Origin of the sequence: Bizionia sp. M204, assembly GCF_023205095.1 — a bacterium.
Taxonomy (GTDB): Bacteria; Bacteroidota; Bacteroidia; order Flavobacteriales; family Flavobacteriaceae; genus Algorimicrobium; species Algorimicrobium hallyeonense.
Map to the genome: position 1 here is coordinate 174801 of NZ_CP046242.1, position 15537 is coordinate 190337.

Consider the following 15537-nt stretch of genomic DNA (forward strand, 5'->3'; position numbering starts at 1 on the left):
TTATATACCATACAAAAGCTTCATTTTTATTAATGAAGCTTTTTTATATTTATGCTATGCTAAAATTAAACGTTAAAAACGAAACATCTAGATTACGTGCCGTTGTATTAGGTACAGCCATTAGTAATGGTCCAACACCAACTGAAGATGAAGCTTATGATCCAAAATCATTGGAGCACATAAAAGCAGGAACCTACCCTATAGAAGCGGATATGGTTAAAGAAATGCAAGCCGTGGCTGATGTTTTTGAGAAGTATAATGTTAAAGTTTACAGACCAGAACTAATAGAAGACTGCAATCAGATTTTTACACGCGATATAGCCTTTGTTATTGATGATGTATTTGTAAAAGCTAATATACTACCTAATCGTGAAGAGGAGTTGGAAGCTGTTCAATATATTATTGATCAGATAGACCCGAAAAAAGTAGTTCGCCCGCCTGAAGATGTTCATATTGAAGGTGGTGATGTCATGCTTTGGAATGATTATATTTTTGTTGGAACCTATAAGGGGAGTGATTATAAAAACTATATCACGGCCAGAACCAATATGGCAGGTGTTCAATATATAAAGGATTTATTTCCGAATAAAATTGTTAAGGAATTCGATTTGGTGAAATCTAAAATAGAACCTCGTGATAACGCACTTCATTTGGATTGCTGCTTTCAACCGGTTGGAAAAAATAAAGGCATTATTTATAAAAGTGGTTTCCGTGAGGAAAGCGATTATATGTATTTGGTAGATTTATTTGGAAAAGAAAACCTATTTCATATTACGCGAGATGAAATGTATAATATGAATAGTAATGTATTTTCTATTTCAGAAGATGTTGTGATCTCCGAAAAGAATTTTACCCGCTTAAACACATGGTTACGTAGCAATGGTATAACCGTTGAAGAAGTTCCTTATGCCGAAATAGCAAAGCAGGAAGGCTTGTTGCGCTGCAGTACGATGCCTTTAATTCGTGATTAATGTATGCTTAGTTAATAATAATTTTTTTGGTTGTTTTTTGAGAATCATTTTCAATAACGGCTAAATATAAACCACGAGCTAGATGTGATAAATCTACAACGTTATTACTGGTATGGAATTGGGTAGCAAAAACGCTTTTTCCAATCATATTATAGATTGTTAGAGTCGTATTTTTGCCTAAAGCATTTGTTAGTTGAATATTTAAATTTCCAGATGTTGGGTTTGGGAATACGCTAATATCACCATTTATATTATGTGTTTCCATACTTAATGGATTGGTAGAAACTGCAAATTCTAAAGCCGCGCCAAGAGCACCTTTTGTAACTTGAAACAGATAATTGGGATCCATATTTGCTAGTAAATCGTTGGCTGTATGTGAGTACGGTGTTTCATTTTTTTCATATAAACCCGTTATTATTTCGCCGTTGTTTTCAAAAGGCACATAATCGGAACCATAGGCATAAGAAATTTCCGTATTTAAAGTCGAGTAGAGTTCTATGCAGGTAGCCAAAGTTTGCGTTACAGCAGAGGAAGCCGCATTGTTTCCTGACGGATTACTGCGGTCTTCTTCGCAAACAATTGTCGAATTACTAGCGCCATTTGTACCGCCAACTTGGTCAATATTAAGCACTAATTTAATATCTAAATTTTCAGGGTTAACTGTATTGTTAACATAATAATTACTGCCTAATAGACCTAGTTCTTCGCCACTGAAGTGAATAAATTTTATAGAATATTCGGTATCTACATTGGCAAAAAGTCGCGCCATTTCTAATAGTAAAACAGTTCCAGAGCCATTATCATTCGTTCCAGGACCATTAATAGTATCGTAATGTGCATCAATTATAACATAAGTATTGGGATATAGACTTCCTGTTTTAGTAACAATTACATTATAAGTTGTATTTCCTGAAACTGAAAATGCTTGCTCCTCAATAGCGGTATAACCTAAATTTTGATAACGATCTACGAGCCAATTTTTAGTGTTGTTTAATGGGGTAGAGCCTAATTCTTTAATACCAAAACCTTCAAAGGTTGTTAAATCTGCTAAAATGTTTGCGGCCGAAACGTTGTTTACAACACTGCCATAAAACGAATTATAGCTTTGTGCTGATGTGTTTTTTGGGTAAACGAAAAGTAATAATAAGGTAAATGTTAGGTAAGATAATTTCATAATTGGGGTTTAAAATGCTAAAATAGTTCAAATTTTAACAAAGAAGGAAAAATGAAGCATTTACTTTACTTGGCATGTTATCTGAACACTTGCCGTGGTTCCCACCCGGAAGGTTCCAAAATCTTCACCAATATTATAATCAAAACGGTTAATTTCAAGAGCACCTTGAAAGGTGTTGTTTATAAAGGTAAAAGGAATTGTTACTTGTTTGGTAACACCATGAATGGTTAGTGCGCCTGTAGTGGCGTAGCCAGAATCTGTTTTTATAACGGAAGTAGACTTATAACAGATAGTTGGATAGGTGTCTACTTCAAAAAAATCGTCAGAACGCAAATGAGTATCACGTTTATTATTGTCTGTATCAATGGATTTAGCATCCACACAAATGTCAAAATTGGCACTGTTTAAATTGGATTTATCAAAGTTAAAATCACCTTTCATACCAGTAAACGTGCCTTTTACATTAAAAATTCCACCACCAGTAATTTTAAAATTCACTTCAGATTTGTTCGTGATAATGGTTTGGGCCTGTGCTTGCATGCTAGCTACACAAACCAATAGGATGAGCACAGCGGTCTTAATAGTTTTCATAGTGAAATAATTTTATATGGAATAAGGGGTTGTTACAACCCGTTCATTTCTTTAAAAATAAGAAAAAGGAATTACAATTAATGCTATTTGTAGGAATGTATAGCAGTACCACACATTATTTAAGTGGGGATTGTAATGAATAGGGGATGTGGTGACCTGATTTTTATTTGTTTTATGCTTGTGTTGCGCTTTCGTTATTTTTGTATTTTGGGTTTAATTTTTTTTAGTAATGTTTCATTTTCAAGAAGCATTTTTTTAGAGTTTAATTCCATTTGATAGTGATTGTCACGATTGGTTTTTAATACGCGAAACAATTCGTCATTATCGAAAATGGAATCCAAAGCATAAGGAACAAGAATTTCACCTAATACCCAATAATCAGCTTTTTTCTGTATGATGGGTAATAATGCATCATACCATTCTTGAAACAAGTCGTTACCATCAGTTTCTAAATCAGGAACACTTCTACCATAATATTTGGCAATGCCGTACCGGATATCTTTATCCTGTATTAATCCAATTCCATTGGATATTAAAACCTCATAAGGTGTTGTAACAAATTTGGGCCGTTGGCCAACTAATGCTTTACCTAGATAGACTTGTAGGCTATCGTTTGAAAAACGGCCTCTATGTTTAAATTCTAAATTCAAGGAATCTATAAATCTTATTACTTCGCGTTCTTGGGTATTAATTTCAATGAGCTGTTGTTGGTCAGATTTAAGACCTTGAAATATTTCGGACAAGGCTACTTTTTCCTTTATCCGGTTATCTTTTTGTGTGTTCCAATTGTTTATGGCTAACGCAATTAAAATACCAATAACCACAAGAATAATTTCGCCAATAGCATAAATTAGGTATTTGCTGAATTTATTTTCCTTCAGCATAGTATGACGTATTCTTTTAAAAAATTTTATCATTTGGTTTTTGGTTGGTCATAATGAGAGCCCAAGGTTTTATGTATGAAAAATACGTACTTGCATCAGCAAATTTCCGAAACAAAAATGGGAAGAAAGCCAACGCGCACTTTCCTTTTTGTTACCTACTAAAATAAGCATTTTTTATTTAGAGTGTTAGCAGTAGATGCTTCTCATGGTTGAGCTTGATTTATTTTAAAATTTAAAGTAGGATACTTTCTTCTTAGAAATAAATTAGAAGTTTTTATTTGTTTTATACGTGTGTTGCCCACAGTACTTATTCTTTCCAATTTTTAAGTCGGTCGAGATATAGATAACTTTCTACAAATTCTCTATGTTCAGGACTGGTCATTTTTTCCACTAAATTCAATGCAGAAATATAACTCGCTAAATTTCCATTTGAGGAAAGAAATTTTCCATCCTCAACAAAAGTTACCAAACTATCGTCCTGAACTTTTAAGTTTGGATAATCTTTCTGTAATTGTTCGCCACCACCAATCCAAGTAACAATTTTGTGTCCGTCCGCAATTCCCGATTTTCCGATTAGTTGTGCTCCTGCACAATTGCTCACAGTATATTTTGTTTCCTTATTTCTCTCTTTTATGAAATTTAAGATTTTTTCGTTGTGAACTTGCGCATACATATCATAAGCACTTGGTACAAAAAGTGCGGTCAGTTTTGGACAATTCTCAAAAGTATAATCAGGAACGAAATGCATTCCTTCTTCCGTTGTTATTGGATTTTCAGTTTCTGCTATTGAAATAACGTTAAAAAGTTGTTTTCCATCTTCGGTAGGTTTTGCAAAAACATCAGATGTTGCAATTACTTCACTTTGTAAAACTCCGTTATACATCAAAAGTCCGATTGTCGGCAACTCTGGATTAAAGGGTTTTAGATGTTTTGTCAGCGTATCCGTTTTCAATTCTGTTTTTGTGAACTCGGGATTTTCTACTTTCGTTTTTGATTTGTCTGTGTTACAACTCGTTAAAATAGTCGCAAAAATCATTAATAAAATTCCATTTTTTTTCATTACTCTCTAATTTTATTATCACTTATTTTTCTAAAATACCCTTTTCGACACTTTCATTAATAAGGTCTTCGGCAAATTTCCATAGTTCGGTTGAGCCGTTTTTAATTACTTTTTTCTTATCATAAACAGTTTGATATTTAACTCCAAATTCTTTCCAAGTTCCACCATCATTTGATGTATTCTGTAACAAAGGTTCAAGTCTATCCATAGTCCTTGCAAATTTCGCTTCATTGGATATTCCTTCTTCAAATTCAGTCCAAATTTTGATAAATTCCTCTGCTTGCTCTTTTGGTAAAAGTCCAAAAATCCGTTGGGCTGATTTTAATTCTTCTTCAGTATTTTCGTGGTTTTTATTTTGGTCGTAAATAAACGTGTCGCCTGCATCTATTTCAACTATATCGTGAATTAAGACCATTTTGATGACCTTTAATAAGTCAATTTCATAATCAGAATGTTCGCTTAAAACAATTGCCATCATTGCTAAATGCCAACTATGTTCTGCATCATTTTCGCGTCTGTCACTATTAAATAATTTTGTCCGTCTTTGAATATATTTTATTTTATCAATTTCTTTTATAAAATCAATTTGCTTTAATAATTTCTCGGTTTTCATTTTTAGATTTCTGTTTTTTTGTATTGTGGGCAACGTGTATGAAAAGTGCGTGTTTGTGTCAGAGGATTTTCGGAACGAAAATCGGAAGAAAGCAAACACGCACTTTCCTTTTGGTTAAGCACTAAAACAAGCATTTTTTATACACAGTTTTTTTTAATAATATTCTAAATCAAATGTAATTGTATTCCCAGAAGTGTCTCCAAAGACATTGGTTGGATAATCATCACTGTCATAAGTATAAGTGTATGTTGTAGTTTCTGCTCCTGTTTTAGAAATTGAAGCTATGTTGTTCTTTAAAAAAGGAAAACTATAACCTTCAAATCCGCTTATATATATTCCTTCAAATTCCCAAAAGAATTCTATGAAACGCTCAATGTATATAGATTCTAATTGTCCATAAAAAGGATTTACTTTATTGTCATAAGTCAAAGTGTATTCAAGCAAAAGGTTGTCAGAGTTATCATAGGATTTAGCTGTTGTCATATTTCCATTCGAATCATACTCGAAATTTGTATATTGATTACTTTCAGTTAATTTAATAATTAATCCATTGGGATTTAATTCTAAATCAGCTGACGAACCTGCATTGCCTTCAATCATTCCAGTAACAGTTACTATGTTGTTATTGTATTCTAAATTTACACTTTCATTATTTGCTGTGTAGCTGGATAGTTTTCCATTAGCATCGTAAGAGTATGCGTAATTGTCGCTGTAAGTTGATGAACCACTCTCTTGATAATTCCATTCCGTTATTTTATTTGTAGAGTTATAAGTGAAGTCAGAAACATATATAAAGCTGTTATAAACTCCAGTCAAACTAGAAAGTAAATCGTTTCCATCGTAAATATAATCAACTTTTCTAGTGTCGGATATTTTTTCTGTTTTAACGAGTTTGATTGTTTCTTCTGGTTCTGGTTCAGGTTCTTGTGTTACAGGGTTATCATCAGATGAACAAGAAAATAATACAATGTTTAGTAAAATTAGGGCTAAAAATAATTTGTTTTTTTTCATAAAGTTTGGTTTTTCAAATGTTTGCTAACGTTTAGTATAACCACAGTTACGGGTAAATTTACGAGGCTTTTCGGTTAAGCACGGTAGTTAGCAATTCCGAGTGGATTCGGACGTAGTCGAATCCGCCGTAATTGCGGTTATACATTGTTGGCATTAGTTTTTTATTCCGTTTATAAATTTTTCCAATTCTGCTTGATTCAATCGGTTTTTTTCATCGTCCACAATGTAAAAAGTCAGAACGTAATCTTTAATTTCAATTGTCAATATTTTTAAATTCGAAAGTTTGTTTTCCGAACCATTATTTGTTTTGTATTCAAATCGATAAGTTTCCGAAATTGCTCCATTCAGTCCGTTTGTTACAATTCGTTTTGCATTCAGTCTTCGGTCATTTTTGGATTCCGCTAAATATGAAGTCCACATTAACTCAAACTTATTTATACTTCTAATATTCAGATTGTTTTTTCCTTTTAATGCTCGAACATCGAAAAGATAACAAGCGATAATCGGTCTTTTCTTTTCGATATTTTCCAGAATAAAAATCGGTTCGAAAATTGCGTCTGCAAAATTTTCTCTGTCTTTTTTATTAAGTTCTGAATTTTCAGGAAATTGGTATTCAGCTTTGAATTTTTTGAAAGTTTCTTTTTCGGCAATCACAAAGTTTTCGATTAGGTCAATCGAAATTCCAATATCTTTTATTTTAATCGAATCATTTGAAATTTCAACTTGTGGTTCGAAATTCAATTTTCGACTTGTAATTTCTTTCGTTAAGTTCATTTTTCAAATTAATGCCAACGGTATCGGCTATGAGTAGTTGCGTGGTTTAGCACGAAACTTTGCAAGTACGTACCAAACTGAAAATCCGCGAGGATTTTCAGAATTAGGCGAGAACAAGCAATTACTTATAGCCATTGTTGTGTGCAGTTATTTTATCCAAATTGATAAGTCCATAGTCTCACCAGTTCTTCGTCTATAATTCGCGTGTGCAATAGCAATTCCCACGTGAGATAATTCAAATTGATTAAAATAAGAGTCTTTCCAAACATTAAAAACTTTTTCCATTTTAGGATTAAAAGCAATTAACTTATCCTTAATCTCCTTTTGTGAAAAAGTTGTTTTGTTGAAAAATGCTTTCAACTTATTCTTTTGTTCATCTTCAAACCCTCTTTCGGTTATTCGTTGGTCAAGAGTTTGGTCATCAAATACCCCTAATTGAAGTTTTGTAATATCGTGGAAACAAGGAATTATAAGACCTTGAACATTTGGTTTGTTTTCTTCAAACTCCTTATCAAATTCCTCCATCGTAAATCCTTTTGAAAAAAAGCCTTTATAAGTTTCTCTTAAATTGCTCTCAAGTTGTCCGTAATTACCAGTTCTAATATGTCCACATCTCAAATATTCTAAATAATTATAATGTTCTTTATCAATAATTAAGTTGTCAACGAACGGGAAAATATATTGAATTAAATAATTTTGAAAGTCGTTATAATTCCTCAAAACCATTCTTCGAGTTCTTGTTAATAGAAAAATTAAAGTTAATGTGTCCAACTGTTCTACAGTTAATTTCGATGCTATAGTCAATGATTCATCCAGAACGATTTGAAGCATATTTCTTTTAGAGACATTTGCACGGTCTACAATTATATCTGCCAATAAATCTCCTAAATCTTTATCTCCACTTTTGGCATATTCCTTTTGTGCTGTAAATAAAGCATCTTGCATTGCTGGTTGCTCAAATTCTTTCAAAGATTCTGGATGCTTATCGTTTAGAGTTTTTAAAATATTTTCTGTTATCTCTTCTGCTCTTTCTGCTGCAATTTGAGCGGCTTCGTTTTTTAAATGAATAAAGTTCGTTTTAAAAACATCTAATGCTATTTCTTTAGCATCAGTATAAGTTATGCCGGTATTGTAAACATTAACATTTTCTGCTTGAATGTTGGAAGAACCATCGCCTCCTTCTTGTTTTTTGTTTTTATCGCTTATCATTTATTAGTAATGTTAATGTCTCCTTTGGATTGATAGTTTTTTGAGTTTTTTCCTCCTTTTTGTTTTAAAACTGTTTTTTCTGCTGAATTTTTATTACTTGATATTTGGGCAATTAAAGCTCCGACAAGTCCAATTGAAGTGACTAATGGTTCCCAAGTTGCATCAACCATTAACCATATCAAAGCTGCAAGAAGTCCAGCAATATTTAATATTAATAGTGTCTTTTTCATTTTGTTCTAATTGCACACAACGGTCTCGTATAACCGTCAGTTACGGGTTAAATTAGCGTTTAGTTTCGGTTTAGCACAGGCTTTAGCAATTCCGAGTGGATTCGGACGTAGTCGAATCCGCCGTAATTGCGGTTATATATTGTTGCCAGTAGTTTTTTATAATCCATATTCTTTTAAAGTCCCAATTCTATCTTTTTCTTCTTGAGTCATTTCTCTAACAACTTTTTGAGATACGGCAACTATGAAAGCTTTTTCTTTTTTAAAAGCCTCTTCCTCATAAGTGTTTCTACCACTTTTAATATAATTTATAGTTGCTAAAATCCATTCAATATATTTTGTCGGAATAATTATATCTCCAATATCTTGCCAATTAGTGTATTTTCCTTTGGGTAAATTGTAATTTATAATATCATCACATCTTCCTTTACAAGCCCAATATACATCGTGGATATGTTCAGTTTTATTATCATTTGCATAGCTAAATATTTGAACGAAATTTGCGTGGTACTGATTGTTGTACATTTCCTCAAGTATATCTATTCCACAAGTTTTACATTCCAATGGAATATATTTATTCGTAACTAAATGTAATGGTTTAATCTGTTTGTAACTGATTGGAAAATATCTCATTAAAAGGTCAGAATAACCGATTCTAATTAAATAATTCTCGATTAATTTATAATCAAAAATTCTAAAGTCTTTAATTTTTTCGTTCTCTTTTAATTGAGTTAATCTTGTATTCAGTCCAGAAGATGCAACCGTGGAATAAAAACCAATATAACCATCACAGTTAAAAGACTCTACTCTTTCTAATATGTTAGGTTCATCACTTTCCTTAACGGAATTACTATTTGCTCTATTCGCAAAGTGTTTGCAACTTACTAACCATTTAAACTTATAATTTCCAAGATTTCCTTTTAGGTGTTCAGAAACTATCAAGTCTTTTTTTCCATCTGGACCTCTATCAACCGTACTTTCAATATAATAACCAAGATATTCAAGAAAATCTCTACAGAATAATTCCCATTCTTCTCCATTTTGGTCTATTTCTTTGAAGTCAATCATTGGTTTTTCAAATTACTGGCAACGGTATTGTATATGGCTCGTAGCGTGTAAATTAGCGATTATTTTCGGATTGAGCACAAACCAGATTTTTAAATTTTACTATTTATCTTTTTATTGTAAATCGTCAAATTTAAAAATTTGGCGACTTTCCAAATATACCTTAACTTTGATTAAGCAACTAATTAGCTATGAGCTATATACGGTGTTGGGCACAGTTTTTTTATTCATTTACAACTTCGTCTAGCATATTCATTATTTCTACACAGTCATTAAAATAATTTCTAATATTTTCAAAAGAGGAAGATGGCGAATCTCCGTGTGCAAATGAATTTCTTGCAGTATTTAAAGAATCAATAGAATCTTTTAGACGTTCTGAATTTGCGTGTTCGTTTAAACGTTGCTTAAAATTGGAATTCCAATCTACGTCAAACCTTTTTAATGTTCTACAAATATTATCTCTACTTGGATTCATAGAACTATTTCTAATTGTATTGTCAACGTAATTTTGAACTTGTGTTGAATGTCCAGAATGCAAATCTGATATAATAGTCTTAAAGCAAAATTCAATTGTTCCACAAGCTCTTACAATACTATAATTAGTTAGAAAAGGAACAATTGGTGACATATGACCTAGACCTTCAATTAAATGAAATATTCTTTGAAGTTCATCTACACAAACATCTATACTCTCCTGGGCGTTTGTGTTATTCATAACTTATACCAAATAAATAATTTAACGCTTTATTTATACGACCGTGAATGTGAGAAATTTGCATTGTTCCTTCAGATATGAAAGTTTTATATTCTTCATCTTTTAGTAGAGCTAGTCTTTTTTGTTCTAAATTTTCTGTCGGAATATCTTCTCCAAAATGTCTATGAGCAATAGCTATTGCAGGACATATAGAGTCAAAAATAGTTGGATAAAATCTTTTTCGAATTTTTTTATCATCTCCTGCTGTAATATTATAGAAAGCATTTTCTCCTATGTTTTCAATTATAAAATTCATAACATATTCAAATTTCTCTCTTCGCTCATTTATAATTGACATATTTTGCGAATTTTCAGAACCCATAAACTCGTTCAAGTACTTTTTTAGAGAAATATTTGAAGATTCATTATTTTTTATGAATTCAGTATCTAAAGCTAGAAAACGTAATATAAATTCCATATCACGCATTCTCGGGTCGACTAGATTTTTACCAAAGAGAATTCTCCAGTTTTGATTTTTATTTAATTCAAACAATAAATCATTAAATGGACCTTGATTAACACAATTTCTAATTTCTTGAGGCATTAAAGCTCTTCCACCAGTATTTATTCTCTCAAAAACTTGATATAAACTAGTGTCATTATCATTTGGGGCTTTTTGTTCAAAAACAATTGCGTGAATAGTTGTACTTCTTAATCTTCTTTGGTCTTGTTCTGGAAGTTCAGAAAAAGCTTTTCCTCTGTATCTATCATTAATTTTATCTGTGTTCGATAGCTTAAATGTTTTCCCATCTTTTCTCCATACACCCTTTTTAACGTAGTCAAAAACAGTCATAATTCTTTGATAACCATCAATGATTAACTTTTTATTATCGCTGGTATTTGCTAGAAAAATACTAGGAACAGGTAAACCTAGAAGAATAGATTCAATAAATCTACTTGCTTCTGGTTTATCCCAAACATAATATCTTTGTAGTTCGGGTTTTAATAATTCGTCTTCATCATACATTGTTATCAGCTCTCTGAAAGATAAATCGGCTCCCCAAGAATTTATATTGTATAAATCATCATTTGAGTAAGCATCATTTACTTCCTCTGGTATTTGTTCAATATGTTCTCTTTCCATTCTTATTATTTCTGTTTTTCCTCAAATTGTGCCCAACTCCTTATATCGTATCTTTTATTAGGTATATCCCGTAATTGCGTCAGGATATAGTAAGTTTTAAGTTACTGTTATCCTATAAAGATACTTATTTTTAGGTAACAAAAAAGGCTTACTAACTAGTAAGCCTTTTAATTTTATAACAAAAATTTCTTTCCGAAACTTATCAGGATGGGTAAGGGTTTTATTTATACCACTTCCACAAATAAACCGTCCTCTGTTTTTTCCACTTTAGCAACTTTGTTTTTTGTTAAGTCTTTAATGGCTTTGTCCCATTTTTTGTTGCTTAATCCTGATGCTTCCTTTAAATCGTTTAAAGCTAGTTTTTCTGATTTTTTTAAAATCTCCAAAACGGCTTTGGCATCTTCGCTAATGGCAACTTGCTTTTTTTCTGGTCGCATTTGTGGGAAGAATAATACTTCCTGTATGGATTGGTTGTTGGTTAAAAACATAATGAGTCGGTCCATGCCAATTCCCATACCTGATGTTGGTGGCATACCGTATTCTAAAGCACGTAAAAAGTCGTAATCAATAAATTCGGTAGCTTCATCATCACCTTTTGCGGCTAGTTTTAATTGGTGTTCAAAACGTTCGCGCTGATCTATTGGGTCATTTAATTCTGAATAGGCATTGGCAATTTCTTTACCGCAAACCATGAGTTCAAAACGTTCGGTTAATTCTGGATTGTCTCTATGCTCTTTACATAACGGGCTCATTTCCTTTGGATAATCGGTAATAAAAGTTGGTTGGATGTAATTTCCTTCGCACTTTTCACCAAAAATTTCATCAATCAGTTTGCCTTTACCCATGGTTTTATCTACAGAAATCCCCATGCCTTTGGCGGCTTCAAAAATTTCAGCTTCGCTTTTTCCTGTAATATCAAATCCGGTAAAATGTGCTATGGATTCAGCCATAGTAACACGTGCATACGGTGCTTTAAAATCTATGCTGTGTTCGCCAAAAGTAGCTTTAGATGTTCCGTTTACAGCAATTGCACAATGCTCCAATAACTGCTCACAAAAATCCATCATCCAATTGTAATCTTTATAGGAAACATAAATTTCCATAGCCGTAAATTCCGGATTATGGGTTCTGTCCATACCTTCATTACGGAAGTTTTTAGAAAATTCATAAACACCATCAAAACCACCAACTATTAGGCGTTTTAGGTATAATTCGTTGGCAATTCGCATATACAAAGGTATATCCAAACTGTTGTGGTGTGTTATAAATGGTCGGGCTGCTGCACCGCCAGGAATAGGTTGTAAAATGGGCGTTTCCACTTCAAAGTAGCCAGCGTCGTTAAAAAAATTACGCATAGCTGTATACAGTTTGGTGCGTTTAATGAAAATTTCTTTTACATGCGGATTCACCACCAAATCAGCATAGCGTTGTCTGTAACGTTGCTCTGGATCTGTAAAGGCATCATGAATTTTACCTTCAGCATCTTCACGGGGCTGTGGTAAGGGTTTTAGCGTTTTACTTAATAAGGTGAAGTCTTTAACCATAACGGTCTTTTCGCCTACTTGGGTGGTAAAAAGTTCACCTTCAATACCTATAAAATCGCCAATATCCAGAAGCTTTTTATATATGGTGTTGTATTTTGTTTTATCATCTCCTGTGCAAATTTCATCGCGATTAAAATATACTTGAATACGACCCGCACTATCTTGAAGTTCCGCAAAACTAGCATTTCCTTGAATACGTCGCGACATTAAACGTCCAGCCAGTATAACGGTTTTGCCTTCAGAAAAATGCTGTTTGACCTGTTTAGAAGTTTCTTTTACAGGATATAAATCTGCGGGATATGGGTTAATACCTAACTCACGTAACTTGGCAAGCTTCTCTCTTCTTACGATTTCCACTTCTGATAACTGCGACATATTTTTAAAATGATTATTTTTTATGAAGCCACAAAGATAATTACTATTCATTAGGATTTCAATATATTGTTCTGAAAATCGCCTGTAACGTTTTGGCACTTTTTGAGTCCTATAGATATATCCATTATTAAATTACATTTGTTATGAGTTTTTGGCGCGTGCTACTTTCTATTTTATGTCCTCCTTTAGCGGTTTTAGATAAAGGTTGCGGGTCTATTTTAATTGTTTTTATCCTTTGGATTTGCGGTTGGGTTCCAGGCGTAATTGCTGCTTTGGTAATTTTGAACAACCCGAAGAATTAGTGTTCAGTGTTGTGAGTATTAGCGTTGTTTGCTGTTAAGTTGTTTGTTCTGGCAGAGACGCGACGTTTCACAGATGTAAAATTGACAGCTTCAAACCAATAGGATATTGTGTTTTTGTAATTTTTCACTAATCACTAATCACTAATCACTAATCACTAATCACTAATCCCTTTTTGTATTTAAAACTTTATCGTAATTTTGCCATCTATGAATAAGACTATTAATCTTCAAGAATTAGGACGACGCGATTACAAAGACATTTGGGAATATCAAGAGGCTCTTTTTAAGAATGTGGTTGATACTAAAATTAAGAATAGGCGCGAGGATGCGAATCTAGAAACGCCTAATTATTTCTTACTTGTAGAACATCCGCATGTGTATACGCTTGGGAAAAGTGGCGATGTGTCCAACCTATTAATTTCTGAAAAACAATTAGTAGAAAAAGGCGCTAAATTCTATAAAGTGAATCGTGGTGGCGATATTACCTATCATGGACCAGGACAAATAGTGGGTTATCCGATTTTAGATTTAGAAAATTTCTTTACCGATATTCATAAATACTTACGCCTTTTAGAGGAAATGATTATTCTAACTTTAGAGGAATACGGCTTGAAAGCGGAACGTAGTCCTGGTGAAACAGGGGTTTGGCTAGATGTTGGGACACCATTTGCTAGAAAAATATGTGCTATGGGCGTTCGCGCGAGTCGTTGGGTTACCATGCATGGATTTGCCTTGAATGTCAATGCCGATTTGGGATATTTTGATCATATGATTCCGTGTGGTATTAAAGGCAAAGCGGTTACCTCATTAAACGTTGAATTAGGAAAACAAGCCATAGATGAAACCGAAGTAAAAGCGAAATTATTAACGCATTTTTCAGCACTTTTTGAATCGTCATTTATTGCAGAATCCGTTTCAGTTAAATAGTCTGGAATTGAAATTACTTCTGATTCCGATATTCCTTTAATTTTATAAACGGGCTGGTTGCGCGATTCTTAAAACCATGAATTCCCGAACTGACAATTAAAACACCGGCAGCAATAATAGCCGTTATATAAATTGTTTCTTGATCCGGTTTATTGGCAACAGCAATGGCAATCAAAGCCCAAGCACCAACTAAAGCAAATTCGCGCATATTGCGTTGCCAAGTGACCAGTAAATTAATAATGGTTGCAATACCAATCATACTAAAAGTCCAGGTAACGGGTGCAACTCCAAAACCATCCCATTCAGTTTTTACTAAATAGGATGATACGTTTGCAATACTAGCAACCGTAACCCAACCGCTATAAAATACAAATGGCCACCAAACAAATGCGATAATTGAAATGGGCGCATCCCATAATTCCATGTTATTATTAATAACAATTTTAAGAAGCGCTATTAATAATAAGAATATAAAAACACAGGATAATCCGGTGTAACCATAAAGCCAAGCAAAAACCCATGCACTATTAGCTACACACGATATAACAAACCACCAACCTGTTTTTAAAATGAAATCGTCATTGCGGACTTTTACAAATAAACTTCTACCTTGGTAAACAATAAACCCAATAAGGAGTAAGTATATAAATCCCCAAATGGAGAATGCATAACCAGCAGGCGTGAATAGCGAGTTTAGTTCTTTGGAAACCTCTCCAATGGTGGTATTATTGATTTTTCCAGTATTAGACAGATAATTAATAATTATGGTGGAAACCAAAGCGATACCGTTACTAATTTGAAGCGTTTTATTCATGAGCTTTTAATGGTTTAAAAGATGCCTAAAATTAGTCAGTAATCAGCAATGATATTAATGCATTTACTGAAAATTTGCGTGCATTTAATGAAAGGTCGGTTTTTAAGTTTACAATTCAAAACCATGATGTTATATTTCTCGTAGGTATGGGTATGAGG

Annotated in this window: 17 protein-coding genes; 3 read left to right on the forward strand and 14 right to left on the reverse strand. The window is 33.0% G+C overall.

All coding sequences use genetic code 11. The features are described 5' to 3' along the window. The first annotated feature begins 56 nt into the window (after positions 1-56). Complete coding sequence (locus GMA17_RS00870) at positions 57-971, forward strand: dimethylarginine dimethylaminohydrolase family protein (protein WP_248398078.1); 915 nt, start codon at positions 57-59, stop codon at positions 969-971. A gap of 7 nt (positions 972-978) precedes the next feature. Here the strand turns inward: GMA17_RS00870 and GMA17_RS00875 are convergent, their stop codons facing one another. The 13 genes from GMA17_RS00875 to lysS all read right to left on the reverse strand — a co-directional run bounded on the left by GMA17_RS00875 (position 979) and on the right by lysS (position 13336). Further along, positions 979-2145, reverse strand: coding sequence for a M28 family peptidase (locus GMA17_RS00875; RefSeq protein ID WP_248398080.1), 1167 nt, complete (start codon positions 2143-2145; stop codon positions 979-981). Between the two features lie 60 nt (positions 2146-2205). Further along, complete coding sequence (locus GMA17_RS00880; RefSeq protein WP_248398083.1) at positions 2206-2736, reverse strand: YceI family protein; 531 nt, start codon at positions 2734-2736, stop codon at positions 2206-2208. 194 nt (positions 2737-2930) lie between these two features. Continuing rightward, entirely contained in the window at positions 2931-3620 is a 690-nt protein-coding gene (locus tag GMA17_RS00885) for a DUF6090 family protein (RefSeq protein WP_248398086.1), read from the reverse strand. Positions 3621-3927: 307 nt separating this feature from the next. Beyond that, complete coding sequence (locus GMA17_RS00890; protein WP_248398089.1) at positions 3928-4680, reverse strand: DJ-1/PfpI family protein; 753 nt, start codon at positions 4678-4680, stop codon at positions 3928-3930. A gap of 22 nt (positions 4681-4702) precedes the next feature. Beyond that, entirely contained in the window at positions 4703-5293 is a 591-nt protein-coding gene (locus GMA17_RS00895; protein WP_248398091.1) for an HD family hydrolase, read from the reverse strand. Between the two features lie 153 nt (positions 5294-5446). Beyond that, on the reverse strand, positions 5447-6304 hold the full coding sequence (locus GMA17_RS00900) for a DUF4595 domain-containing protein (RefSeq protein WP_092209146.1): 858 nt from the start codon (positions 6302-6304) through the stop codon (positions 5447-5449). Between the two features lie 153 nt (positions 6305-6457). After that, entirely contained in the window at positions 6458-7078 is a 621-nt protein-coding gene (locus tag GMA17_RS00905; protein ID WP_248398093.1) for a hypothetical protein, read from the reverse strand. A 147-nt stretch (positions 7079-7225) separates the two neighbouring features. Beyond that, a complete protein-coding gene (locus GMA17_RS00910; protein ID WP_248398095.1) occupies positions 7226-8287 on the reverse strand; it encodes an LPO_1073/Vpar_1526 family protein in 1062 nt (353 codons plus the stop codon). After that, complete coding sequence (locus tag GMA17_RS00915; RefSeq protein WP_248398097.1) at positions 8284-8517, reverse strand: hypothetical protein; 234 nt, start codon at positions 8515-8517, stop codon at positions 8284-8286. The genes GMA17_RS00910 and GMA17_RS00915 overlap by 4 nt, the downstream gene beginning before the upstream one ends. A gap of 156 nt (positions 8518-8673) precedes the next feature. Continuing rightward, positions 8674-9582: a restriction endonuclease gene (locus GMA17_RS00920; RefSeq protein ID WP_248398099.1), complete on the reverse strand. Its 909-nt coding sequence runs from the start codon at positions 9580-9582 to the stop codon at positions 8674-8676. A 220-nt stretch (positions 9583-9802) separates the two neighbouring features. Then, positions 9803-10294 carry a HEPN domain-containing protein gene (locus GMA17_RS00925; protein WP_248398101.1) on the reverse strand — a complete coding sequence of 164 codons (492 nt, stop codon included), beginning with the start codon at positions 10292-10294 and terminating at the stop codon, positions 9803-9805. Beyond that, complete coding sequence (locus tag GMA17_RS00930) at positions 10287-11417, reverse strand: DUF262 domain-containing protein (protein ID WP_248398104.1); 1131 nt, start codon at positions 11415-11417, stop codon at positions 10287-10289. Before GMA17_RS00930 ends, GMA17_RS00925 begins: the two co-directional genes overlap by 8 nt. A gap of 224 nt (positions 11418-11641) precedes the next feature. Then, the gene (gene lysS / locus GMA17_RS00935; RefSeq protein ID WP_248398106.1) at positions 11642-13336 is read right to left on the reverse strand and encodes a lysine--tRNA ligase; all 1695 of its coding nucleotides are present in this window, start codon (positions 13334-13336) and stop codon (positions 11642-11644) included. A 143-nt stretch (positions 13337-13479) separates the two neighbouring features. Between lysS and GMA17_RS00940 the strand changes: the two genes are divergently transcribed. Next, positions 13480-13638 (forward strand): YqaE/Pmp3 family membrane protein, encoded by a 159-nt coding sequence (locus GMA17_RS00940; protein WP_082986016.1) that lies wholly within the window; start codon positions 13480-13482, stop codon positions 13636-13638. Positions 13639-13845: 207 nt separating this feature from the next. Continuing rightward, positions 13846-14565 carry a lipoyl(octanoyl) transferase LipB gene (gene lipB, locus GMA17_RS00945; protein WP_248398109.1) on the forward strand — a complete coding sequence of 240 codons (720 nt, stop codon included), beginning with the start codon at positions 13846-13848 and terminating at the stop codon, positions 14563-14565. A gap of 13 nt (positions 14566-14578) precedes the next feature. Here lipB and GMA17_RS00950 read toward each other — a convergent pair whose 3' ends face one another. Then, the gene (locus GMA17_RS00950; protein WP_248398112.1) at positions 14579-15379 is read right to left on the reverse strand and encodes a tryptophan-rich sensory protein; all 801 of its coding nucleotides are present in this window, start codon (positions 15377-15379) and stop codon (positions 14579-14581) included. Positions 15380-15537 lie beyond the last annotated feature (158 nt).

Coding starts and splice junctions, on each gene's coding strand:
- GMA17_RS00875 (WP_248398080.1), bottom strand. CDS start 2,145: ATGAAATTATCTTACCTAACATTTACCTTATTATTACTTTTCGTTTAC.
- GMA17_RS00880 (WP_248398083.1), bottom strand. CDS start 2,736: ATGAAAACTATTAAGACCGCTGTGCTCATCCTATTGGTTTGTGTAGCT.
- GMA17_RS00895 (WP_248398091.1), bottom strand. CDS start 5,293: ATGAAAACCGAGAAATTATTAAAGCAAATTGATTTTATAAAAGAAATT.
- GMA17_RS00900 (WP_092209146.1), bottom strand. CDS start 6,304: ATGAAAAAAAACAAATTATTTTTAGCCCTAATTTTACTAAACATTGTA.
- GMA17_RS00920 (WP_248398099.1), bottom strand. CDS start 9,582: ATGATTGACTTCAAAGAAATAGACCAAAATGGAGAAGAATGGGAATTA.
- GMA17_RS00915 (WP_248398097.1), bottom strand. CDS start 8,517: ATGAAAAAGACACTATTAATATTAAATATTGCTGGACTTCTTGCAGCT.
- GMA17_RS00905 (WP_248398093.1), bottom strand. CDS start 7,078: ATGAACTTAACGAAAGAAATTACAAGTCGAAAATTGAATTTCGAACCA.
- GMA17_RS00870 (WP_248398078.1), top strand. CDS start 57: ATGCTAAAATTAAACGTTAAAAACGAAACATCTAGATTACGTGCCGTT.
- GMA17_RS00925 (WP_248398101.1), bottom strand. CDS start 10,294: ATGAATAACACAAACGCCCAGGAGAGTATAGATGTTTGTGTAGATGAA.
- lipB (WP_248398109.1), top strand. CDS start 13,846: ATGAATAAGACTATTAATCTTCAAGAATTAGGACGACGCGATTACAAA.
- lysS (WP_248398106.1), bottom strand. CDS start 13,336: ATGTCGCAGTTATCAGAAGTGGAAATCGTAAGAAGAGAGAAGCTTGCC.
- GMA17_RS00940 (WP_082986016.1), top strand. CDS start 13,480: ATGAGTTTTTGGCGCGTGCTACTTTCTATTTTATGTCCTCCTTTAGCG.
- GMA17_RS00950 (WP_248398112.1), bottom strand. CDS start 15,379: ATGAATAAAACGCTTCAAATTAGTAACGGTATCGCTTTGGTTTCCACC.
- GMA17_RS00890 (WP_248398089.1), bottom strand. CDS start 4,680: ATGAAAAAAAATGGAATTTTATTAATGATTTTTGCGACTATTTTAACG.
- GMA17_RS00910 (WP_248398095.1), bottom strand. CDS start 8,287: ATGATAAGCGATAAAAACAAAAAACAAGAAGGAGGCGATGGTTCTTCC.
- GMA17_RS00930 (WP_248398104.1), bottom strand. CDS start 11,417: ATGGAAAGAGAACATATTGAACAAATACCAGAGGAAGTAAATGATGCT.
- GMA17_RS00885 (WP_248398086.1), bottom strand. CDS start 3,620: ATGCTGAAGGAAAATAAATTCAGCAAATACCTAATTTATGCTATTGGC.